The 22314-nt window shown below is 66.8% G+C and carries 17 protein-coding genes; 8 read left to right on the top strand and 9 right to left on the bottom strand.

Annotated features, from left to right (window positions below; genetic code table 11):
• Positions 1–86: 86 nt before the first annotated feature.
• The 3 genes from JLDANKMP_RS19010 to JLDANKMP_RS19000 are packed head-to-tail and all read left to right on the top strand — an operon-like array spanning position 87 to position 4895.
• Positions 87–1250: an isovaleryl-CoA dehydrogenase gene (locus tag JLDANKMP_RS19010; RefSeq protein WP_005407660.1), complete on the top strand. Its 1164-nt coding sequence runs from the start codon at positions 87–89 to the stop codon at positions 1248–1250.
• Positions 1251–1260: 10 nt separating this feature from the next.
• Positions 1261–2871 carry a carboxyl transferase domain-containing protein gene (locus tag JLDANKMP_RS19005; protein WP_212561849.1) on the top strand — a complete coding sequence of 537 codons (1611 nt, stop codon included), beginning with the start codon at positions 1261–1263 and terminating at the stop codon, positions 2869–2871.
• Between the two features lie 41 nt (positions 2872–2912).
• The gene (locus JLDANKMP_RS19000) at positions 2913–4895 is read left to right on the top strand and encodes an acetyl/propionyl/methylcrotonyl-CoA carboxylase subunit alpha (RefSeq protein ID WP_212561848.1); all 1983 of its coding nucleotides are present in this window, start codon (positions 2913–2915) and stop codon (positions 4893–4895) included.
• Positions 4896–4916: 21 nt separating this feature from the next.
• On the opposite strand, the gene JLDANKMP_RS18995 is transcribed toward JLDANKMP_RS19000, so the two are convergent.
• Complete coding sequence (locus JLDANKMP_RS18995) at positions 4917–6086, bottom strand: putative peptide maturation dehydrogenase (RefSeq protein ID WP_212561847.1); 1170 nt, start codon at positions 6084–6086, stop codon at positions 4917–4919.
• A gap of 143 nt (positions 6087–6229) precedes the next feature.
• Here JLDANKMP_RS18995 and JLDANKMP_RS18990 point away from each other — a divergent pair, with 143 nt between their 5' ends.
• Positions 6230–6535 (top strand): NHLP-related RiPP peptide, encoded by a 306-nt coding sequence (locus JLDANKMP_RS18990; RefSeq protein WP_005407656.1) that lies wholly within the window; start codon positions 6230–6232, stop codon positions 6533–6535.
• Here the strand turns inward: JLDANKMP_RS18990 and JLDANKMP_RS18985 are convergent.
• The 4 genes from JLDANKMP_RS18985 to aceB form a co-directional block, all read right to left on the bottom strand.
• Positions 6508–9045 carry a putative peptide modification system cyclase gene (locus tag JLDANKMP_RS18985; RefSeq protein WP_212561846.1) on the bottom strand — a complete coding sequence of 846 codons (2538 nt, stop codon included), beginning with the start codon at positions 9043–9045 and terminating at the stop codon, positions 6508–6510. The genes JLDANKMP_RS18990 and JLDANKMP_RS18985 overlap by 28 nt on opposite strands.
• A 17-nt stretch (positions 9046–9062) precedes the next feature.
• Complete coding sequence (locus JLDANKMP_RS18980) at positions 9063–10103, bottom strand: GGDEF domain-containing protein (protein WP_024956231.1); 1041 nt, start codon at positions 10101–10103, stop codon at positions 9063–9065.
• Positions 10104–10520: 417 nt separating this feature from the next.
• Positions 10521–11822, bottom strand: coding sequence for an isocitrate lyase (aceA, locus tag JLDANKMP_RS18975; protein WP_005407653.1), 1302 nt, complete (start codon positions 11820–11822; stop codon positions 10521–10523).
• A 64-nt stretch (positions 11823–11886) separates the two neighbouring features.
• Entirely contained in the window at positions 11887–13509 is a 1623-nt protein-coding gene (aceB, locus tag JLDANKMP_RS18970) for a malate synthase A (protein WP_005411917.1), read from the bottom strand.
• Between the two features lie 110 nt (positions 13510–13619).
• On the opposite strand from aceB, the gene JLDANKMP_RS18965 reads away from it, so the two are divergent.
• Both JLDANKMP_RS18965 and JLDANKMP_RS18960 read left to right on the top strand, forming a co-directional pair.
• A complete protein-coding gene (locus tag JLDANKMP_RS18965) occupies positions 13620–14588 on the top strand; it encodes a LysR family transcriptional regulator (RefSeq protein WP_005407651.1) in 969 nt (322 codons plus the stop codon).
• Between the two features lie 393 nt (positions 14589–14981).
• Positions 14982–15899 (top strand): LysR family transcriptional regulator, encoded by a 918-nt coding sequence (locus tag JLDANKMP_RS18960; protein ID WP_005411915.1) that lies wholly within the window; start codon positions 14982–14984, stop codon positions 15897–15899.
• 129 nt (positions 15900–16028) lie between these two features.
• Here the strand turns inward: JLDANKMP_RS18960 and JLDANKMP_RS18955 are convergent, their stop codons facing one another.
• Together JLDANKMP_RS18955 and lepB are read right to left on the bottom strand one after the other, a co-directional pair.
• Positions 16029–17285 (bottom strand): MFS transporter, encoded by a 1257-nt coding sequence (locus tag JLDANKMP_RS18955; RefSeq protein WP_212561845.1) that lies wholly within the window; start codon positions 17283–17285, stop codon positions 16029–16031.
• Between the two features lie 124 nt (positions 17286–17409).
• Positions 17410–18036 carry a signal peptidase I gene (lepB, locus tag JLDANKMP_RS18950; protein ID WP_212561844.1) on the bottom strand — a complete coding sequence of 209 codons (627 nt, stop codon included), beginning with the start codon at positions 18034–18036 and terminating at the stop codon, positions 17410–17412.
• 176 nt (positions 18037–18212) lie between these two features.
• Between lepB and JLDANKMP_RS18945 the strand changes: the two genes are divergently transcribed.
• Both JLDANKMP_RS18945 and JLDANKMP_RS18940 read left to right on the top strand, forming a co-directional pair.
• Entirely contained in the window at positions 18213–18614 is a 402-nt protein-coding gene (locus JLDANKMP_RS18945) for a hypothetical protein (protein ID WP_212561843.1), read from the top strand.
• A 3-nt stretch (positions 18615–18617) separates the two neighbouring features.
• Positions 18618–19064: a 3-dehydroquinate dehydratase gene (locus JLDANKMP_RS18940; RefSeq protein WP_004153636.1), complete on the top strand. Its 447-nt coding sequence runs from the start codon at positions 18618–18620 to the stop codon at positions 19062–19064.
• Between the two features lie 375 nt (positions 19065–19439).
• Here the strand turns inward: JLDANKMP_RS18940 and dcp are convergent, their stop codons facing one another.
• The gene (gene dcp / locus JLDANKMP_RS18935; protein ID WP_012478784.1) at positions 19440–21596 is read right to left on the bottom strand and encodes a peptidyl-dipeptidase Dcp; all 2157 of its coding nucleotides are present in this window, start codon (positions 21594–21596) and stop codon (positions 19440–19442) included.
• A gap of 111 nt (positions 21597–21707) precedes the next feature.
• Complete coding sequence (locus JLDANKMP_RS18930) at positions 21708–22310, bottom strand: lysophospholipid acyltransferase family protein (RefSeq protein WP_212561842.1); 603 nt, start codon at positions 22308–22310, stop codon at positions 21708–21710.
• Positions 22311–22314 lie beyond the last annotated feature (4 nt).

Raw genomic sequence — 22314 nt, 5'->3', positions numbered from 1 at the left:
CCGTGCGGGCAGCGGTCCTGCAGACCGCCGCCCGCTCCCCCGCCGGGTGCGTCCATTTCCTGCCATCCCGTCGTGGAGCCACCACAATGCACGTGCCATCCCTGAACTTCGACCTTGGCGAAGACATCGACCTGCTGCGCCAGAGCGTGGCCCATTTTGCCGCCGCCGAGGTCGCACCGCTGGCCGCCGAGGCCGATGCCAGCAACCAGTTCCCGCTGGCCCTGTGGCCGAAGCTGGGCGAACAGGGCCTGCTCGGCCTCACCGTGGAAGAAGCATACGGCGGCACCGGCATGGGCTACCTGGCCCACGTGGTGGCGATGGAAGAAATCTCGCGTGCCTCCGGCGGCATCGGCCTGTCCTATGGCGCGCACTCCAACCTGTGCGTGAACCAGCTGCGCAAGAACGGCAACGAAGAACAGAAGCAGCGCTTCCTGCCCGGCCTGTGCGACGGCAGCCTGGTCGGCGCGCTGGCAATGAGCGAGCCGGGTGCCGGTTCGGACGTAGTGTCGATGAAGCTGCGCGCCGACAAGCGCGGCGACCGCTACGTGCTCAACGGCAACAAGATGTGGATCACCAACGGCCCGGATGCCGACGTGCTGGTGGTCTATGCCAAGACCGACATGGACGCCGGCGCCAAGGGCATCACCGCGTTCCTGGTCGAGAAGGGCATGAAGGGCTTTTCCACCGCGCAGAAGCTGGACAAGCTGGGCATGCGCTCCTCGCCCACCTGCGAGCTGGTGTTCCAGGACTGCGAAGTGCCGGAAGAAAACGTGCTGGGCCAGGTCGGTGGTGGCGTGCGCGTGCTGATGTCCGGCCTGGACTACGAGCGCGTTGTGCTGTCCGGCGGCCCGCTGGGCCTGATGGCCGCGGCGATGGACGTGGTGATGCCGTACGTGCACGAGCGCCACCAGTTCGGTGAGGCGATCGGCAGCTTCCAGCTGATCCAGGCCAAGATCGCCGACATGTACGTCGGCCTGGGCGCCTGCCGCGCCTATGTCTATGCCGTGGCGCGCGCCTGCGACCAGGGCCGCACCACCCGCCAGGACGCCGCCGGTGCCATCCTGTACGCCGCCGAGAAGGCCACCTGGCTGACCGGCCAGGCGATCCAGATCCTGGGCGGCAACGGCTACATCAACGAATACCCGACCGGCCGCTTGTGGCGCGACGCCAAGCTGTATGAAATCGGCGCCGGCACCTCGGAGATCCGCCGCATGCTGATCGGCCGCGAACTGTTCCAGCGCACCCTGTAAGGCCACCGCGATGACCGTCCTGAACAGCCAGCTGCAACCGGGCAGCGATACCTTTGAAGCCAACCGCGCGGCCATGCAGGCCGTGGTTGACGATCTGCACGCCACCCTGGCGCGCACCGCGCTGGGTGGCAGCGAAGCCGCACGCGCCAAGCACACCGCACGCGGCAAGCTGCTGGTGCGTGACCGCATCGACGCCCTGCTCGACCCCGGCAGCGCCTTCCTGGAAATCGCGCCGCTGGCCGCGCATGGCATGTACGAAGACGCCGTGCCGGCCGCCGGCGTGGTGGCCGGCATCGGTCGGGTGAGCGGCGTGGAGTGCGTGATCGTGGCCAACGATGCCACGGTCAAGGGCGGCACCTACTACCCCATGACGGTGAAGAAGCACCTGCGCGCGCAGGAGATTGCCGAACAGAACCACCTGCCGTGCATCTACCTGGTCGATTCCGGCGGCGCGTTCCTGCCGCTGCAGGACGAAGTCTTCCCCGACCGTGACCATTTCGGCCGCATCTTCTACAACCAGGCCAACCTGTCGGCGCAGGGCATTCCGCAGATCGCCTGCGTGATGGGCAGCTGCACCGCTGGTGGCGCCTACGTGCCGGCGATGAGCGACGAGACGGTGATCGTGCGCGAGCAGGGCACGATCTTCCTCGGCGGCCCGCCGCTGGTGAAGGCGGCCACCGGTGAAGTAGTGACCGCCGAGGAACTGGGCGGCGCCGACGTGCACACGCGCATATCCGGCGTGGCCGACCACATGGCTGACAACGATCTGCAGGCACTGGCACGGGTGCGTGCGATCATCGCGCAGCTGAACTGGCGCAAGCCGGAACCGGCGATGGCGGTGCAGGCCAGCGAAGAACCGCTGCTGCCGGCACACGAACTGTACGGTGTGATCCCGGCCGATACGCGCAAGCCCTACGACGTGCGCGAAGTGATCGCGCGCCTGGTCGATGGCTCGCGCTTCGACGAATTCAAGCCGCGCTATGGCGCGACGCTGGTGACCGGCTTCGCGCATCTGAACGGCTACCCGATCGGCATCATCGCCAACAACGGCATCCTGTTCTCCGAGTCGGCCCTGAAGGGCGCGCACTTCATCGAGCTGTGCACCCAGCGCAACATTCCGCTGGTGTTCCTGCAGAACATCACCGGCTTCATGGTCGGCCGCAAGTACGAACAGGGCGGCATCGCCAAGGACGGCGCCAAGCTGGTGATGGCGGTGGCCTGCGCCAAGGTTCCCAAGTTCACCGTGGTGATCGGCGGTTCGTTCGGCGCCGGCAACTACGGCATGTGCGGCCGCGCGTACTCGCCGAACTTCCTGTGGATGTGGTCGAACGCACGCATCGGCGTGATGGGCGGCGAGCAGGCCGCCAGCGTGCTGGCCACGGTCAAGCGCGATGGCATCGAAGCCAAGGGCGGCCAGTGGCCGGCTGCGGAGGAAGACGCGTTCAAGGCGCCGATCCGCGACCAGTTCGAGCAGCAGGGCCACCCGTACTACGCCAGCGCGCGCCTGTGGGACGACGGCGTGATCGATCCGGCCGACACCCGCCGGGTGCTGGCCCTGGCGCTGTCGGCCAGCCTCAACGCCGCCCCGCAGCAGACGCGCTTCGGCGTGTTCCGCATGTAATCCATGCCATGACCGAGCACGCTCCCATGAAGCCCGTTGCCATGTTCACCAAAGTCCTGATCGCCAACCGTGGCGAAATCGCCTGTCGCGTCATCGCCACCTGCCGCCGCCTCGGCATCGCCACCGTGGCGGTGTATTCCGATGCCGACCGCAACGCGCGCCACGTGCGCCTGGCCGACGAAGCCATCCGCATTGGTCCGGCCGCCGCGCGTGATAGCTACCTGCGCGGCGATGCGCTGCTCGACGCGGCACGCGCGACCGGCGCGCAGGCCATCCACCCCGGCTACGGCTTCCTGTCCGAGAATGCCGACTTCGCCGATGCCTGCACCGCCGCCGGCATCACCTTCATCGGGCCGCCGGCCAGCGCCATCCGCGCGATGGGCGACAAGAGCGCGGCCAAGGCGCTGATGGCCAAGGCCGGCGTACCGCTGACCCCGGGCTACCACGGCGACCAGCAGGCACCGGACTTCCTGCGCACGCAGGCCGACGCCATCGGCTACCCGGTACTGATCAAGGCCAGCGCCGGTGGCGGTGGCAAGGGCATGCGCAAGGTCGAGCGCAGCGAGGACTTCGTCGATGCGCTGGCCAGCTGCCAGCGCGAGGCGGCCTCGGCGTTCGGCAACGAACACGTTCTGGTCGAGAAGTACGTCGAGCGCCCGCGCCATATCGAGATCCAGGTATTCGGCGACAGCCACGGTGACGCGGTGTACCTGTTCGAGCGCGACTGCTCGGTGCAGCGCCGCCACCAGAAGGTGCTGGAAGAAGCGCCGGCCCCGGGCATGAGCGCGGAACGTCGTGCTGCGATGGGCAAGGCGGCGGTCGATGCCGCGCGCGCGGTGGGCTATGAAGGTGCGGGCACGGTGGAGTTCATCGCCGGCCCGGACGGCGATTTCTACTTCATGGAAATGAACACCCGCCTGCAGGTCGAGCACCCGGTCACCGAGTACATCACCGGTACCGACCTGGTGGAATGGCAGCTGCGCGTGGCCTCGGGCCAGCCGCTGCCGCTGCGCCAGGAGCAGCTGGCCATCCACGGCCACGCGATCGAAGCGCGCCTGTATGCCGAAGATGCCGACCGTGGCTTCCTGCCCTCCACCGGCACCCTGCGCCGCCTGCGCCTGCCAATCCCGTCGGCCCATGTGCGCGTGGATACCGGCGTGGAGGAAGGCGACAGCATCACCCCGTACTACGACCCGATGATTGCCAAGCTGATCGTCTGGGACGTGGACCGCGATGCCGCGCTGCGCCGCATGAGCCAGGCGCTGGCCGACTGCCAGGTGGTAGGCGTGACCACCAATGCCGGCTTCCTGCGCCGGCTGGTGAATACCGATTCGTTCGCGCAGGCCAGGCTGGATACCGCGCTGATCGAACGCGAACAGGCGGCATTGAGTGCAGTGGGCGACACGGATGACGCCCTGTGGCAGCTGGCCGCCGTGGCCGCTGTTGCAAGCACTGCCGGTGCCAGCATCGACGCACGCGATCCGCATTCGCCGTGGCAGGTCCAGGATGGCTGGCGCCTCGGCGCATCGGCACCGCGCGTGCTGCCGCTGCAGCAGGGCGAACGCAAGCACACGCTCAAAGTGTGGGCACAGGCCGATGGCTGGCGCGTGCAGCGCGATGACGCCGCGCCGGTTCAGGTGATCGGCACAGCCGATGCGCAGCATCTTACCGTGCAGCTGGGCGAACGCCGCTGGTCGCTGCAGCTGCTGCGCGACGGTGACCAGCTGTACCTGTTCGGCGCCGACGGCCAGCACCGCTTCACCCTGCACGATCCGGTGGGCGAATCGGACCACGCCGTGGCCGATGCCGGCAGCCTGCTGGCGCCGATGCCGGGCAGGATCGTCGCGACACTGGTCGCGGCCGGCACCGAGGTCAAGCGCGGCACGCCGCTGGTGGTGCTGGAAGCGATGAAGATGGAGCACACCCTGCAGGCACCGGCGGATGGGACGGTGAAGGGCTATCGCGCCAAGGCCGGCGACCAGGTGGGTGATGGCGCGGTACTGGTGGACTTCGAAGCGGCGTGATGCAGCAGAGGCCGCGCGGGGTCAGCCCGCGCGGTCTTCAAGGTTCCAGATCGTGCCTGCAGGGTCCAGTTCGCTGGTCGTCATCCGTGATGCGCGCCATCCGAAACCGCAGACCGCGAGTACCCCCTCATTGATCGTGTCCAGGCCCAAGGCACGTTCGATGGGCTTTTCGTTGATCGCTGCAGTAATGAATGCTCCCAGGCCGGCATCCGTGGCCGCCAGGTACAGCGTCTGGGATAGATGTCCCGCTTCCATCGCGACAACCCGATAGCTTTTCCCATGCTGGCGATACTTCCAGTACGTCCTGTTGAAACGCGGGGCCAGGACCAGCAGCACGTGCGCATCCGCGAACCAGTGCTGCTGGCCGACCATGGACATCACGAAGTCGCGATCGATGGCCATGGGGCAATCAACCGGCATCAGTCCGTGGCCCTGCGCTCGATAGAGATACATGCCCGCGGCAAGTCCATCGACATTGCGCACCAGCACGTAGGCTTCCACAGGATGCAGTCCGCCGCCCGAAGGGACGTTCTTCTTCAGGAACACCAGATCATCGCCCTCACGCTGGCAGCTGCTGCTGCCGAATGCCCGTTGCAGCATCTGGCTCAGCAGGGGCAGCGGCAGTGATCGGGTGACATCGAAGTTCCGGCAGGTGACGCGCCGCGCCAGCAGTGCGTCGAAATCGGTGGACTGCTGAGGCGGCAGTGGTACCAACCCAGCGTCGGCAGCGGCAGCGTGCGGTGGCGGCGGTCCCAATGTCCTGCGCATCTGCGAGGCCGTTTCGATCTGTGATTCACGCATGTTGCGAACGGCGTCAACATCCTCCCAGCGTGAGAAGGCATGCATGACCGCAGCCAGGGGATGCCAATGCGTTGCACGCAACCGCTCGTCACGAGCGGCAACATCGTCATCCTGCCCGCGGGTCAACACCAGGCCACTGGCGATCAGCAGGTCCATCGCGGGTGAACAGGCCTTCCCTGCCTCAAGCGTGGTCCATGCACTTGGGCTCAGGCTTCCCAGCAGTGCCTGTGCCGCATCGTCCAGCACCACCGGTCCATCCAGGTGGGGGGCGAGTGCCTCCCAGGCAAGCGTGCGCACCAGCCCATCACCACCGCGCAGCAGGCCCTCAAACTCAAACCGGATCTGCTCGGTGGGCTGTACCACTACGATCGCGCAGCGCCTGACATCCATCGGATCAGCCCTTCCTTCATCGTGAATCCACGTTATCGAACCGCGACCCGATTCCTTTACATCTCCCGCTCTACCCTCTCAAGAACCGCTTGGCCAAGCCGACATCACCACTGCCCCTCGACACTCCATGGATGCAGGACACAATGCCCACGTTGACGCTCTCGCTGCCGGTCGCAAGGACGCTGGTTCAGCGCCTCGCCACCGATGACACCTTCCGCCAGCTCTTCGCCACCGACACGGCTGCCGCGATACTGCTGGCTGGGCACGTTCCATCCAACCCGGCTGACCTTCAGCAGTTCGTCCAGGATTGCTGCAAGAATATCTGCCTGGCGGAGAAAGACGTCATCGCACAGGCCGAAGAGCAGATCATCGCCATGCTGACCAGTGGTACCGGCTACTCCGTGCCGATGCTTGAGGACGGTTACGGCTCGCCGCGCACGCTGCGCTGAGGCATCGAGGCCATGGTGTCGGCAGCCTCGATTGCCGGCGCCGCCATGAGCCTCCGCACATCCACTACGTTAAGCGCCTGCAGGCAGAAGCTGCATTGCGCTTCTGCATATGCAAATCCGGGGCGATCACGCAGCCAACGCGTCTGCTCCTGGGCAACATCCTTCAGGCCCGCCTCCAGCGCCAGGTCACGCACTGCCAGCCGCACCTGCAGGCGTGGCTGCTTCTTCAGCAGCGGTACGAGCAGGTCCAGCCCGGCCTGGGGCCGGCCCTCATGCTGCATCATCCGCCCGGCCAACAGGGTGACGTACTGGCGCAACACGCTGCTGTCAGGAAGATCCTGAAGCGCGTTCATCCGGGCCTGGACCGCCTTGGCCGGTGCGGCATCGCCCAGTCTCAGTGCCAGCAAGGCTGCCGCGTGTGCTGCAACCAGGCGATCCACTACCTCCACCGCGGGTTCGCCGCTCAGCTCTGCAAACGGCGCGGTCGCGGCCACGCGCGCCACCATCAGCGCCTTCGACCTTCTGCCGGCCATCATGTAGGCGACGGCCAGGGGCATGTCGAAGTTGTACCGATCCATGCCCTGGCGCTGTCCGGCAAGCATCCTTCCCTGTTCGGCGAGCTTGATGGCGCCCTCGACATCGCCTTGGTCAAGCGCAATCGTGGTAGCGAAATTGCCAGCATGGAAGTTGCCTGGATCGATCCGCGCAAGCAGCGCATTGGCCTTCTCGAACTCGGAACGCGCTGCCGCCACCGTCGCCTGGCGCATCAATGCACCTTCCCAACCATTGCCGGCGGCACGACTGAACGCGATGTCAGCCTCTGCGTAGCGCTCGCTGGCCAGCAAGGCGCGGCCGTACTGGTCCTGCGCGATCTCAGGCAGCTCGACCCTGCTTTGTGCAACACGCCTGGAAAGCGCCAGGGCCTCGGCAAGGCGGTTCTCGTGGAAAAGATTCAGACCGGCGTTGTAGCTTGCAGGCATGTAATCCGGATACAGCTCCGCCATGCGCGCCCAGCCATCGGTGGCGCGATCCGGATCACTGATCTGCAGCGCCCAGTTCTGCACGTACAGGCGCTCGCGCGGCGTAAGGTGCCCTGATCGACGGTCGGCCTCTGCCAGCAGACGCCGGGCATCGCGGTAATTCATCATGGCGAAGCGACAGCGGGCTTGGCCCAGCCATGCCAGGGCGAACTCAGGATCGACCTCGATCGCCTGCCCGAAGAACGCCATCGCGCCGTTGAAATCTCCTCGGCTGTAGCGCTTCTGGCCCAAGGCAAACGCACGCAACGCATCCATGCTGCCCGTGGTCACCTCCGGCAGGGATTGGCTGTCGCGCTGGATCAATGCGGGCTCTTCGCCCAGGCGATCGCGCAGCTGGCGCGAAACATCGTCCACCGCCGCCAGTACCGCACCCGCCTTCGCATCGGCGGATACCACGGCCAGGGTGCGCAGCGTCGACGGCTCGACCACCTCCACGCTGAAGCGGGTTCGGCCGCCGACATCGGTCGCCGATGGCACGAACACCAGGCGGGCGCCCGTGCGCACCGCCACAGCGGCGGCATCGCCACGTTCGCGGACACCGCGATCCGGCGGTTTCCGCATCATCTCAAGGGTGCGGCCGACGCGGTCGTCACTGACGACGTTGACGTAGCGGGACTGCTCGAGACTGATCCGGAACGCCTGGTCCAGGGCGTCATCGAGCAGTCGATTGCCGGTGAGGTTATGCAGCCCGCCGAGCACCACCCAGTCGCGTTCGGCGAACGCGATGGCCGGCTGTGGCCGGGTCAGCAACCAGACGCCAAGCACCGCGGCCAGCAGTACGGCGGCCTGCGCCGCCATCGCCAGCGGTCGGCGCCACAACGGAAGATCACGCCGGGCCTTGGCCGTGTGCCGCAGCCGCCCCGGGGTGGGCATGCCCGCCGCCTGCACGCCGTAGACTTCGGCTGGCTGGCTCACGCCCTTGAAGCGCCATCGCCCGAACGATCGCCATTGCAGGCCTTCAGCCATCGCGCCCAGCGACCCACTGGAGCGACGCACGATGGATTCGGCCACCGCCGAAAGCAGGATCTGGCCCGGACGTGCCAACTGCATCAGGCGCGCCGCCGTCGGCTTGGCCAGGCCTTCGACTTCAATCGCCTTGGCGCCAGCCCGCACTGCCTCGGCGCTGTTCTCCCAGGTCAGCACATCGCCCACATGCAGACCGGCCCGCGCCTGCAGATGGATCTCGTGTCTCTGCCCCAGCGGCTGCAGCCCACGCTGGTAATCCAATGCGAAGCCAAGCGCGTCGATCGGGCGCTTGAACAGCATGAACAGTCCGTCGGAGCGATCGATCAGCTGGCCGTTCCAGCGCTGCTGCAGCGCCAGCACCAGGCGGTCGTGTTCCTGGAACAGTTCGGCGGCAGCGACATCGCCGATGCGTTCGACCAGCAGCAGCGAGTCACACAGGTCGGTGAACAGCAGGGCGCGCAGTTGCTGGTTGTGCGGCGCCGACGTTCCGTTGTCGCCATTCATCGCCTCTGTCTCCCGATCTAGGGTGAGTCCACTGCGTCTGCCCAACGCAGGCAGTTGCCACCATCACGCTTGGCCTGGTACAGCGCACGATCCGCGCTGGCGTACCACTCGCTCCAGCCCGCATCCGGGTCCAGCAGGCTGGCACCGATGCTGACCAGGCTGACGTGCGGCGTGCCGTGGCTGCGCTCAAGCAGGCCGTGTACCGCGCTGAGGATGAACTCTGCCGCGTGCTGCACGATCTCGTGGTTGCCACGACGCAGGATCAGGCAGAACTCGTCACCGCCGAGCCGGCAGGCCAGGTCCTGCTCACCGGCCATCGAGCGCAGGATGTTGCCCATGCTCTGCAGCACGCGATCGCCGGCCTGGTGGCCATGGCGGTCATTGATCTGCTTGAAGCGGTCGCAGTCGATGAGCAGCAGCGCCTGCGGCAGCCCACTGCCATCGGCGCGGCATTCCTGCAGGTACAGAGTGAGGCCACGGCGGTTGTGCAGCCCGGTCAGTTCATCGGTACGCACCAGTTCACGGGTGTGGGTCAGCTGGTGGGTAGTGATGTACAGATTGTCCAGCGCGGTTTCCAGATCATGGTTGCGCCGGCGCAGCTGGCTGATCAGGGCCTGTTCGTTGGTCAGCACGCGCATGATCGTGCGGCGCAGGAAGTAGGCGACCAGGCCCGGATCGGATTCCACCAGACGATGGAAGTCGGCGGGCCCCAGCTCAAGCACCTCGCAGTCCACCAGGGCGCGCGCACTGGCGCTGCGCGGGTGATCACCCACCAGCAGGCCCAGCTCACCGAAGAACTCCTGCTGCCCGAGGGTCTTGATCACCAGGTCCTCGCCGAAATCCAGTTCGATCTGGCCTTCCAGGATCACGTACATGCGCTCGCCACGGTGGCCACGCTGGAACAGCCACTGCCCGGCATGAAGCTTGCGTGGACGGGCAAATCTGGCGAACAATGCGACCTCGGCATCGGACAGCAGCGCATGCACGATCTCGGCCATCGCCACCCGGGCGATACCTGACGTCACATCACTGTTCTCGGCCGCACCCCTGCCGGTCATTCCCTGCACCCGCCGCCAGCGTCCCCTGGTGAGCCGCGGAGCATAGCACCGCTTTAAAATGTGCGCCCTATCTCATTTTGAGCCGTGTGGTCCGCTTTCCCGGTGTGAAGGCGCACGGTGGCCGTTCTGCCCGCCACGGTCCACGGAAAAGTCGTTCCGGATCAATCTGATGGCCACCTTCACAGGGTTTCGGCCAAGTTGCCGGACTGTGGGGTGCGCTGGATTGACGCTGCATGCGTTCATCGCGTTTCCATCGATACAACAACGCCGGCAGGTCCCTCGACCGGCCGGCGTTGCCTGGCCCTTCCCTGGCCACCCTGATCGGATTCGCGCCCACGGTAGAGCCGGCCGCTGGCCGGCTTCTCCGTAGTGCACGAAGGCGCACGTGGGTGCCGGCCAGCGGCCGGCACGATCGCATCACGCGGCGCGTTCGCTGCGCCCGCCGTGGAACTGCTCTTCTTCGGTCGAGCCGGTCAACGCGGTGGTCGAGGACTGGCCCTGCTGGATCGCCTGGGTCACGGCATCGAAGTAGCCGGTGCCAACCTCGCGCTGGTGCTTGACGGCGGTGAAGCCACGCTCGGCGGCTTCGAACTCGGCTTCCTGCAGTTCCACGAACGCGCTCATCTGGCGGCGTGCGTAGCCGTGGGCCAGATTGAACATGCCGTAGTTCAGCGCGTGGAAGCCGGCCAGGGTGATGAACTGGAACTTGTAGCCATAGCTGCCCAGCTCACGCTGGAACTTGGCGATGGTGGCGTCGTCCAGGTTCTTCTTCCAGTTGAAGCTGGGCGAGCAGTTGTAGGCCAGCAGCTTGCCCGGGAACTTCGCATGGATCGCCTCGGCGAACCTGCGTGCGAATTCCAGGTCCGGCTTGCCGGTCTCGCACCACACCAGGTCGGCGTAGGGCGCGTAGGCCAGGCCACGGCTGATCGCCTGGTCCAGGCCATTGCGGGTCTTGTAGAAGCCCTCGACGGTGCGCTCGCCGGTGGTGAACGGGCGGTCGTTGCCGTCGATGTCACTGGTCAGCAGATCCGCGGCCTCGGCATCGGTGCGCGCGACCAGCAGGGTCGGCACGCCCAGCACGTCGGCGGCCAGGCGTGCGGCGTTGAGCTTCTCGATGGCCTCGCGGGTCGGCACCAGCACCTTGCCGCCCATGTGGCCGCACTTCTTCACCGACGCCAGCTGGTCTTCGAAATGCACGCCGGCGGCGCCGGCCTCGATCATCGCCTTCATCAGTTCGAAGGCGTTGAGTACGCCGCCGAAACCGGCTTCTGCGTCGGCCACGATCGGCTGCAGGAAGTCGATGTCATCCTTGCCTTCGGCGTGGTGCAGCTGATCGGCACGCAGCAGCGTGTTGTTGATGCGCTTGACCACCGCCGGCACCGAATCGGCCGGGTACAGCGACTGGTCCGGATACATCTGGCCGGCCAGGTTGGCGTCGGCCGCCACCTGCCAGCCGGACAGGTAGATCGCCTTCAGCCCGGCCTTGACCTGCTGCATGGCCTGGTTGCCGGTCAGTGCACCCAGCGCGTTGACGAACTCGCGCTCATGCAGCGATGCCCACAGCTTCTCCGCACCCAGGCGGGCCAGCGAATGCTCGATGTGGACGGTGCCGCGCAGGCGCACCACGTCGGCGGCGCTGTAGTTGCGCTGGATGCCTTCCCAACGCGGATTGGTATCCCAGTCGTGCTGGATCTGTTCGGCAGTGGGCAGCTTGCTCATGTCTTTCTCCAGTTCGGTTCGTGCGTGCAACGGGGAGGGAAACGGCGGGTTTGCGGGCAGTCGGTCAGTCGATGCGCGCGTAGGCCGGCAGAGTCAGGAAATCGGTCAGTTCGTCGCTGCGGCTCAGTTCGCCGAGCAGGGCGATGGCCTCGCCGATGCGTGCGCCACCGGGCAGCGCGGCGGTATCGCCCAGCCGTGCCGGCAGCTGCGAGAGGGTGGAATCCAGCAGCGCGAGGTCGATCGCGGTGCCGTCGTCCAGCTGCTGGCCCGGCGTGTGCAGCCACTGCCACAGCTGGCTGCGACTGATCTCGGCGGTGGCCGCATCCTCCATCAGGTGGTGGATCGGCACGCAGCCGTTGCCATCCAGCCAAGCGGCCAGGTAGCGCACGCAGACTTCCACGTTGCCTTCGAAACCGGCGCGGGTGATGGTGCCCGGCGGCCGTGCGATCAGTTCGTCGCGGCCGACGCGCACGTCCTGGCGCAGCACGCTGTGCTGGTTCGCACCGGGCATGTGTTCGTCGAAGATCGCCATTGCCACCGGAATCAGCGCCGGGTGCGCAACCCAGGTGCCGTCATGGCCGGCGGTGACTTCGCGCAGCTTGTCGGCGCGCACGCGGGCCATCGCCTGTTCGTTGGCGGCGGCATCGTTGTTGATCGGAATCTGCGCGGCCATGCCGCCCATCGCATGCGCACCGCGGCGATGGCAGGTCTGGATCAGCAGTTCCGAATAGGCCTTCAGGAACGGCTGGGTCATGGTCACCTGGCCGCGTTCGGGCAGCACGCGGTCGGCGTGGCGGCGGAAGGTCTTCAGGTACGAGAAGATGTAGTCCCAGCGCCCGCAGTTCAGGCCGACGATGCGGTCACGCAGCGCGTGCAGGATCTCGTCCATCTCGAACACCGCCGGCAGCGTTTCGATCAGCACCGTCACCTTGATCTGGCCATGCGGCAGGCCGAGCATGCCTTCGATGTGCGACAGCGCGGTCTCCCACAGCGCCGCCTCTTCCATGCTCTGCAGCTTGGGCAGGTAGAAGTACGGGCCGCGGTCCTTCGCCTGCAGGGTGCGGGCGTTGTGGAAGGCGAACACCGCCGCGTCGAACAGGCCACCGGCCAGCGGCTGGCCGTCGATGGCCACGTGCTTTTCGTCCAGGTGCCAGCCGCGCGGGCGCACGATCAGCACCGCCTGCTCGTCGTACGGGCGCAGGCTGTAGTGCTTGCCATTTGCAGCGGTGAATTGCAGATCACCGCGCACCGCCGCCGCCAGCGACTGCTGCCCGGCCAGCAGGTTGCGCCAGGTCGGCGAGGTCGAATCCTCGAAGTCGGCCATGAACACCTTGGCGCCGGAGTTCAGCGCGTTGATGACCATCTTCGGATCGGTCGGGCCGGTGATCTCGACGCGGCGGTCCTGCAGCGCGGCCGGCAGCGGGGCAACGCGCCAGTCGCCGTTGCGGATCGCGGTGGTGTCTTCGCGGAAGTCCGGCAGGCCGCCCTGGTCGAAGAACGCCTGGCGCTCGCGGCGGGCCTGCAGCCGTGCCTGCCGGCCCGGTTCCACCGCACGGTGCAGCGACACCAGCAGGGCCAGCAGCGGTGCCGGTAGCACGGTGTCCTGGCCGGCCACGCGGGTCGCCAGGGCGATGCCGGGGGTAGCCTTGCTGGCAGGGGTGGGAACAGCGGAAGCGACGGCGGACATGGGGCGACTCCAGCGGTGGGGGAACGACTCCACGGTGCCGCTGGGCCGGAGTATTTGGCAAAACAGTTTTTGCAATGTTCTACATAAGTTGTGCTAATACTCGTGACACGATGAGCACACGCACCCCGCCAAGTCCGCGTTTTTCCTACAAATCCGACAGGTTGAAGCCGCTGCGCGCGTTCTGCCAGACCGTGCGCCTGGGTTCGGTCTCACGGGCGGCTGAGGCACTTTTCGTCAGCCAGCCGGCGATCAGCCTTCAGTTGCAGGCGCTGGAACGGGAGCTGGGGGTACCGCTGTTCGAGCGCAGCGGGCGGCGCCTGGTGCCCAGCCGCGAGGGCCAGCTGCTGTATGAAATGGCGCAGCCACTGGTGGAAAACCTGGACGGGCTGGAGGCGCGCTTCCGCGACAAGGTGCGCGGACTGGATGCGGGCGAACTGAACATCGCCGCCAACAGTTCCACCATCCTCTACCTGCTGCCGAAGATCGTCGAACGCTTCCGCCTGCATCACCCGGACGTGCGCCTGACCCTGCACAACGCGATCAGCGCCGACGGCACCGACCTGCTGCGCGAGGATGCCGCCGACCTGGCGATCGGTTCGATGACCGATGTGCCGGCCGACCTGAGCTACGCCCCGGCCTACCGCTTCGAGCAGGTGCTGATCGCACCGCACGATCATCCGCTGGCCAGTGGCGGCGAGCTGGAGCTGGCCGACATCGCGCGCTATCCGCTGGTACTGCCGCCGAAGCGGCAGATCACCTATCGCCTGGTGGACCAGGTGTTCCAGCGCCACCGCATCGCCTACACCGTGGCACTGGAGGTCGGCGGCTGGGAGGTGATCAAGCAGTACGTGGCGATGGGCATGGGCATTTCGATCGTGCCGGCGCTGTGCCTGAACGAGGCCGACCGCGAGCGGTTGGCGGCGCGGTCGATGAAGCGCTGGTTCCCGGAACGCAGTTACGGGGTGATCGTGCGCCGGGGCAAGGCGCTGTCGGCGCAGGCGCGGGCGTTCATCGAGCTGATCCAGCCGGAGTTGTTCAGCCCACGCGATTACGACCAGAGCGGGCATTCGGAGCGGTGAGGAGTGTTCTGGTTTGCAGGGCTGCCGCCCTGCACCTGCAGAGGCCGAAGCAACGGCAACGTCAACGGCAACAGCGGGCATTCCGTGGGATGGCGGGGTGGGTCCGGTTGCGGGGGACGCCGTAAACCCCGCTCCGCGGTCCGGCCCAGCCGCTGGCGGCTGTGCGTTCGGGCGCTTGCGAAGCAATGCTTCGCAAGCAAAGCGCCCTCACCCTTGGGGGCTTGGTCGCGGCATCCATGCCGCTCACACCCCCGCAACCGGATCCACCCCGCCTTCGACAGTTGGTCGCTGCTGTTGGTGCCAGCTGCTGTTGGTGGGTGCCGACCGTTGGTCGGCACGGGATCGGATCCCATCTCTGATTCATTTCCGGCTGACGATGAATAAACTGGCCGCATGTCCATCGAACTCCGCCACCTGCGTTACTTCCTCGCTGTTGCCGATACGCTGCACTTCGGCCAGGCGGCGGAGCGGCTGGGCATGTCGCAGCCACCGCTCAGCCAGCAGATCCGCCAGCTGGAGGACCTGATCGGTGCGCGCCTGTTCGTGCGCAGCCATCGTCGTGTGCAGCTGACGCCTGCGGGCGAGCTGCTGCAGGAACGTGCACGCGCCATCGTGCAGCAGGTGGAAGCGGCGGTGGATGAGGTACAGCGCGCGCAGCGCGGTGAGCAGGGTGAACTGCACATCGGCCTGACCCGCGCCACGCCGCTGTCGCCGCAGATTCCGCGTTCGATCCTGCATTACCGCCAGCAGTATCCGCAGGTGCGGCTGCAGCTGAGCGAGATGAACACCCTGCAGCAGATCGACGCGCTGCTCGACGGCTCACTGGACGTGGGCATCATCCGCAAGCGTGCGCTGCCGCCGGAACTGGTGGCGCACAGCCTGTTCGTCGATCCGCTGGCGTTGATCGTGCATGCCGACCATCCTGCCCTGCGCAGACTGTCGAAGCAGGGCACGCTGTCGCTGCGCGACTTCGCGCAGGAGCCATTCGTGGCGTTCCGCCGCAGTGCCGGTGCGGGCATCCATGACCACATGATCGCGTTGTGCGCGGCTGCCGGATTCACGCCGCGCATCGTGCAGGAGGCGGGTGAAGCCTCGACGCTGATCAGCCTGGCCGCCGCAGGCCTGGGCGCCGCGATCCTGCCGTCTTCGTGCGATCACATCCGGGTGGAAGGATCGCGCTTCGTGGCGCTGGCCGATGCCGGTGCCCATTCGGAAGTGCAGCTGGCGTGGCATCGCGAACGGGTAACCCCGTTGATCCGCAATTTCGCCACGCTGCTGCGCGGGGCATTCGCCGGTAGAGTCGACTGTTAGTCGACTATCGCGCGCAGCGCGGGGTTTTCGCGATCTGATGGAAGAGCAGTCGACTAACAGTCGCCTCTATCTCGGCAAACCCGCCACACCGTAGTTGCCGGCCAGCGGCCGGCACTACCGTGCGTTGGGTCACGCCGTGACCGGCTGTGGCGCGCGCTGCTGCAGCGCCCAGACGATGCCACCGCCGATCAGGGTCAGCGCGGCGGCGAACGCACACACGCCAAGCCAGTCCCAGGCTGCATAGGCCAGGCCACCCACACCGCCCAGCACGCTGGACCCCAGGTAGTAGGCGAACAGGTACAGCGCCGAGGCTTCCGCACGCATCGCACCGGCGCGGCTTCCAACCCAGCTGCTGGCCACGGAATGACCACCGAAGAAGCCAAAGGTCACCAGTGCGATACCCAGCGCCATCGTGCTCAGCCACGGCATCGCCAGCAGCGCGATGCCGGCGCCGATCAGCGCGAACGAGATCGACAGGATGCGGCCGCGTCCGTAGCGCGTGGCCTGCTGGCCCATCCACGCCGAACTGAAGGTACCCACCAGATAGACGCTGAAGATCAGCCCGACCACGGTCTGGCTGAGATGGTAGGGCGGCGCCAGCAGGTGATAGCCCAGGTAGTTGTAGAGGGTGACGAACACGCCCATCAGTACGAACGAGGTGGCGAACAGCCACGGCAGGCCCGGGTCGGCGAACAGCGTGCGCCAGCGCGACGGCAATTGGCGCAGGCCGCCGCGACGTGCATGGAAGTGCCGCGACGGTGGCAGCTGCAGCCACAGCAGCACGGTGCTGGCCACGGCGATGATCGAGACCACGCCGATGCCCCAGCGCCAGCCCCAATGGTCGGCGATGATGCCGGCCAGCAGGCGCCCGCTCATGCCACCGATGGCGTTGCCGCCGATGTACAGGCCCATCGCCAAGCCCAGCGCGCGGCTGTCCATTTCCTCGACCAGGTAGGTCATCGCTACCGCCGGCACGCCGCTCAGCGCCAGGCCAAGCAGGGTGCGCAGCGCCAGCAGCGTGGTCCAGTCGTCCACCAGCGCGGTGCACAGCGACAGCATGGCCGACGCCAACAGCGCAACGATCATCAACGGGCGACGGCCGAACGCGTCGGACAGCAGGCCGGCCAGCAGCATCGCCACCGCCAGCGTGCCAGTGGTCAACGACAGCGACATCGCGCTGCCGGCGGCGGACACGCCGAAGTGACGGCTGAACTCGGGCAGCAACGGCTGCACGGTGTACAGCAGGCCGAAGGTGGAGAAGCCGGCCAGGAACAGCGCCAGCGCGGTGCGGCGGAAGGCCGGGGTGCCCTGCTGGATGCGGGTGTCGGTGCCGGTATCGAGAGTGGAGGGACGGCCTTCAACGGCCGCCGCAGTTTCGCCAGTCATGGAATCGAAAGGCCGGTGGGGACGGCCGGGCGTGGGAGGGAACGGGCCTCAGACTAGGCCCGTCCATCCAGTCGATCCATAACCTGATAGGTCAGGATTGATACTCAAGAAGTATCAATTCAGCTTACAGGCGCTGCCACTCGAAACCGTCGCCGCGGCGGTAGTACACCGCCACCGCACGGCCGTAGACCTTGTCGGCATCTACGAAGCCGAAGAAGCGGCCATCGAAGCTGTTGCCACGGTGGTCACCCAGCACCAGCACCTTGCCGTCCGGCACCACCAGGTCGGCGATGTCCGGGCCGCCCCCCATGTCCAGATCGAGGCTGGCACGGCGTTCACCGAAGGCTTCCACATCCTGCAGGTCCGCAGTCTGCAGCGGCTGGCCGTTGATGATCAGGTGCCCTTCGTGCAGCTGCACATGGTCACCGGCCACTGCGGCAACGCGCTTGATCAGGCGGGTGCCGTCGGCTGGCGAATCGAATACCGCCACTTCGCCGCGCTGCGGCGTGCCGGTGGACATCAGTTCCCTGCTGGTGAATGGCAGGCGCAGGCCGTAGGCGCGCATGTCCACCACCACCCGGTCGCCGGGCTGCAGGGTCGGCTGCATCGAACCGCTGGGCACCACGTAGTGGTTGGCGAGGGTATCGCGGGCGGCGGCGAGCAGGCCGAGCATCACCAGCAACGGCAGCGCCTCCTTTTTCAGCCAGGCCAGCGCGCGATCGGAAAAGGGAGGGCGGGCAACGGCGTCCATGGCAGGCTCCGGGTGGGTGGTAGCTGCATCAGACCACACATGGGGGGGAGAGGTTCCCGGTAGCGCCGGGTTACGCAGGTTTTACGCGCGGGACCTGCCGCCGGCATCGCACCTTTACGGCCAGCGCGCGCATCGTGTGCCCACCGCGCCACAGGGCGCATTCCGCAAGGTGTTGTATGACCCTCCTGGTGATCCGCCACGCATCTTCGTCCGCGCCGCGCCCGCAATTGCCGGCGCAGCTGAACGGCCATCGCGTGCTGTGCAGCGACTGCGCCAGCCTGTCCGAAGTGCGACAGTGCCTGTGCCAGCCGCAGGCGCGTTCGGCCGACTGGGTGCTGCTGGATGTCGGCGTGGCCGACGAGGCGCAATGGCAGGCCGAGCGCGGTGCGCTGCAGGCGGCGCTGGAACGGCTGCCGGCGCAGTACATCGAGTTGCAGGCACCCAGCGAGCCCGGCCTGGAGTCGCGCCTGCGACTGCAGCATGGCCCCGCGGCGGTGGTCATCGACCAGCGCAGCCAGCAGGCCGGTTATCCGTTGTCGCTGGCCATCGTCGGCCGCCGCTTGGCGCAGGAGGGCTGAGCCATGTCGATCTTCATCATCCGTGGCCCGGAAGCCGCCGGTGCACTGATCCGTACCGCCATGCCGCTGCCGGCACCGGTACTGAAGTCGTTGGTGCACCGGGCGATCGACGCCGGCACCAGCGTGGCGATACGCGCCTGCGGCTCGGAACAGGAACTGCTGGACGCCCTGCGCGTGGCCGACCACAGCCGCGGCGAGGTTACGCTGCTCGATCCGGGTGCCTGTGCCAACAGCCTGCGTCTTCAGCGCCTGCTGCCCTACCTGCACAACGCCTACGTGGAAGTACATGACGACGGCGCGGTGGCCGAGCCGTGCCTGCCGGCCGGTGTCGGCCAGCGCCTGGGCATCGCCGCCGGGTACGGTGCGCAGAGCTATGTGCTGGCGCTGGACATCGCGCTGGATCACCTGGGATTGGCCGAACAGGCCAATCGCGTGCACGTGGGGACGTGATGGCCGGGCTGTGCCCGGCACCCGGTAGTGCCGGCCGCTGGCCGGCAACCTCAACAGCAACAGCCAAAGCCGGTTTCCTGGGGGATGGCGGGGTGGGTCCGGTTGCGGGGGACGCTGCAAGTACGTCCCTGTAAGCTTGGCTGCGGCATCCATGCCGCGGACACCCCCGCAACCGGACCCACCCCGCCTTCGACAGATCTCCGCGAACTGTCGGAACAGCATGGCGTGCTTCTGGTGGGTGTCGACCTTGGTCGATACATGGATCCACGCCATGCGTGGATGAGCGGCAAACTGCAGAATCTGTCGATGGCATCGATTCAACGAAAAACGGCGGGGTTTCCCCCGCCGTTATTTCTTTCGTACTTCAGGTCGCGCTTATTTCAGCCCGCGGAACTTCAGCAGCGGTTCCACCGACGGGTCCTTGCCGCGGAAATCGCGGTACAGGGTCGACAGCTCCACGCTGTTGCCGCGCGAGAGGATCTTGTCGCGGAATTCCTGGCCATTGGCGGCGGTCAGGCCACCGTGTTCGGTGAACCACTGGTAGGCGTCATGGTCCAGCACTTCCGCCCAGAAGTAGGCGTAGTAGCCGGCCGAGTAACCGCCACCCCAGATGTGGTCGAAGTAGGTGGTGCGGTAACGCGGCGGCACCTGCGGCAGGTCGACCTTGAACTTCTTCAGCGCGCTGGCTTCAAAGGCGCCGACGTCCTGCAGCGGCGCGTCGGCCTTCTGCGTGTGCCAGGCCAGGTCCAGCAGTGCGGCCGACAGGTACTCGGTGGTCGCATAGCCCTGGTTGAAGCTGCGTGCCTTGAGGATCTTGTCGACCAGCTCCTGCGGCATCGCCTCGCCGGTCTTGTAGTGCTTGGCGTAGTTGGCGAACACCTTCGGGTCCAGCGCCCAGTGCTCGTTGAACTGCGACGGGAACTCGACGAAGTCGCGCGAGGTGGCGGTGCCGGCAATCGACGGATACTTCACGTTCGAGAACATGCCATGCAGTGCATGGCCGAACTCATGGAACATGGTGGTGACGTCGTCGAAGCTGATCAGCGCAGGCTGGCCGGCGGCCGGCTTGGTGAAGTTGCAGACGTTGTAGACCACCGGCTTGGCGCCGGTCAGGCCGTCCTGCTCGACGAACACGTCCATCCAGGCGCCGCCGGACTTGCTGTCACGCTTGAAGTAGTCGGTGTAGAACAGGGCCAGCGAGGTGCCGTCCTTGTCGAAGACTTCGTACACCTTCATGTCCGGGTTGTAGGTCGGAATGTCGGTACGCGGCTTGAAGGTGATGCCGTACAGCTGGGTGGCGGCGTAGAAGACGCCGTTCTGCAGCACGTTGTCCAGTTCGAAGTACGGCTTGATCTGCGACTCGTCCAGATCGTACTTGGCCTTGCGCACCTGCTCGGCGTAGAAATCCCAGTCCGAGGCGGCGACCTGGAAGCCGCCCTTCTGCGCGTCGATCACCTTCTGGATCTCGCCGGCTTCGGCGCGCGCCTTGGCGGTAGCGGCCGGCACGGTGTCGGTCAGCAGCTTCAGCGCGGCAGCCGGGGTCTTGGCCATCTGGTCGCCCAGCTGGTAGTCGGCGAAGGTGTCGAAGCCAAGCAGCTTGGCCTTCTGCGCACGCAGCTGGGCCAGGCGCTGCACGGTCTGCCGGGTGTCGTTGGCATCGCCACGCTCGGCGCGGGTTTCCGAAGCCTTCAGCACGGCGGCACGCTGGTCGCGGTCACTCAGCGAGCCGAGCACCGGCTGCTGGGTGGTGTTCTGCAGCGGCAGCAGGAACTTGCCATCCAGCTTGCGCTCCTTCGCTGCGTTGGCGGCGTTGTTGATCGCATCCTCGTCCAGGCCGGCCAGCTTGGCCTTGTCGTCAACGACAACGGCCGCAGCGGCGGTAGCGGCCACCAGGCGGGTGTGGAACTGGGTGGAAAGGGTGGTTTCTTCCACGTTGAGCTTGCGCAGCGATGCCTTGTCGGCGTCGGACAGCTGTGCGCCGGCGCGCACCAGGCCATCGTAGTAGTGCTCGACCAGGCGCTTCTGCACCGGATCCAGTTCAAGCGTGTCGCGCTGGTCATAGATCGACTTCACGCGCGCGAACAGCTTCGGGTCGAGGTTGATCTCGTCCTGGTGCGCAGCCAGCTTCGGCGCCACTTCTTCCTGGATCTTCTGGCGCGCATCGTTGGTATCGGCCTGGACCAGGCCGAAGAAGATGCGCGACACGCGGGTCAGGGTCTCGCCGCTGCGCTCCATCGCCACGATGGTGTTGTCGAAGGTGGCCGGCTCGCTGCTGTCGGCGATCTTGCGAACGTCGGCCAGGTGCTGGCGCATGCCTTCTTCGAAGGCCGGCAGGTAGTCGCTGTCCTTGATCTTGTCGAACTGCGGCGCCTGGAACGGCAGCGTGCTGGCGCTCAGCAGCGGATTGGTGGAGGCTTCGGCCGGCTGCTGGGCCGGGGCTTTCTGGGCATCGGACACGGGGGTGGACTCCTTGCCGGAACAGGCCGCCAGCGCCAGGCTGATGGCGGCGGCCAGGACTACGGTACGCGACATGTAAAACGCTCCTTGGGCAGACGGTATGGAATACCAGCCCTCCACCCTACTCCTGTCGCGCTCGCCCGGCATGTGCCGGACGTGGCGTCTATGCGACGGCCTGCGGCCGGCTCAGACCGTGCCGCGGGTCTTGCCGATCCACGGCCGGTAGAACTCGCGGATGGCGGCCATGTCGGCAGCATCGTCCCCGGTCGGCTGGAACAGCGGGCCGATGCCGATGGTCTTTTCCGGGTAATGGAAATAGGCGGCCAGGATCGGCACGTCGGCCATCCGGGCGATCTTCAGGAAGCCGGCCTTCCAATCCTTCACCGCCTTTCGGGTGCCCTCGGGGGTGATGGCGAACCACATCTTCTCGTTGTTGCGCAGCAGGTCCACCGCCTGACCCACCGTGCCCTGCGGCGAGCTGCGGTCCAGCGGGATCACGCCCAGCTTGTGCAGCAGCGGCCCCAGCGGCCACCAGAACAGCGAGGCCTTGCCCAGCACCTTCACCTTCATGCCCAGCGCGATCTTGGCCGCCATGCCCCACAGGCCGTCCCAGTTGGACGAATGCGGCGCGATGATGAACACCAGGCGCGGGATGTCAGGCAGGGTGCCGGTCACCTTCCAGCCGCCCATGCGCAGGGTGCAGCGCGCCAGCCAGCGCAGGAAGGCGTTGGGTTTGACCTGTGGCATCTGCGGCGGCACGGCCGGCAGCAGCGGAGTCGGGTTGTTCAAGCAA

The organism is Stenotrophomonas sp. PE591, assembly GCF_018320795.1.
Lineage (GTDB): Bacteria > Pseudomonadota > Gammaproteobacteria > Xanthomonadales > Xanthomonadaceae > Stenotrophomonas > Stenotrophomonas maltophilia.
The sequence above is the reverse complement of the archived record's forward strand: the minus strand, read 5'-3'. Positions and strand labels throughout refer to the sequence as shown.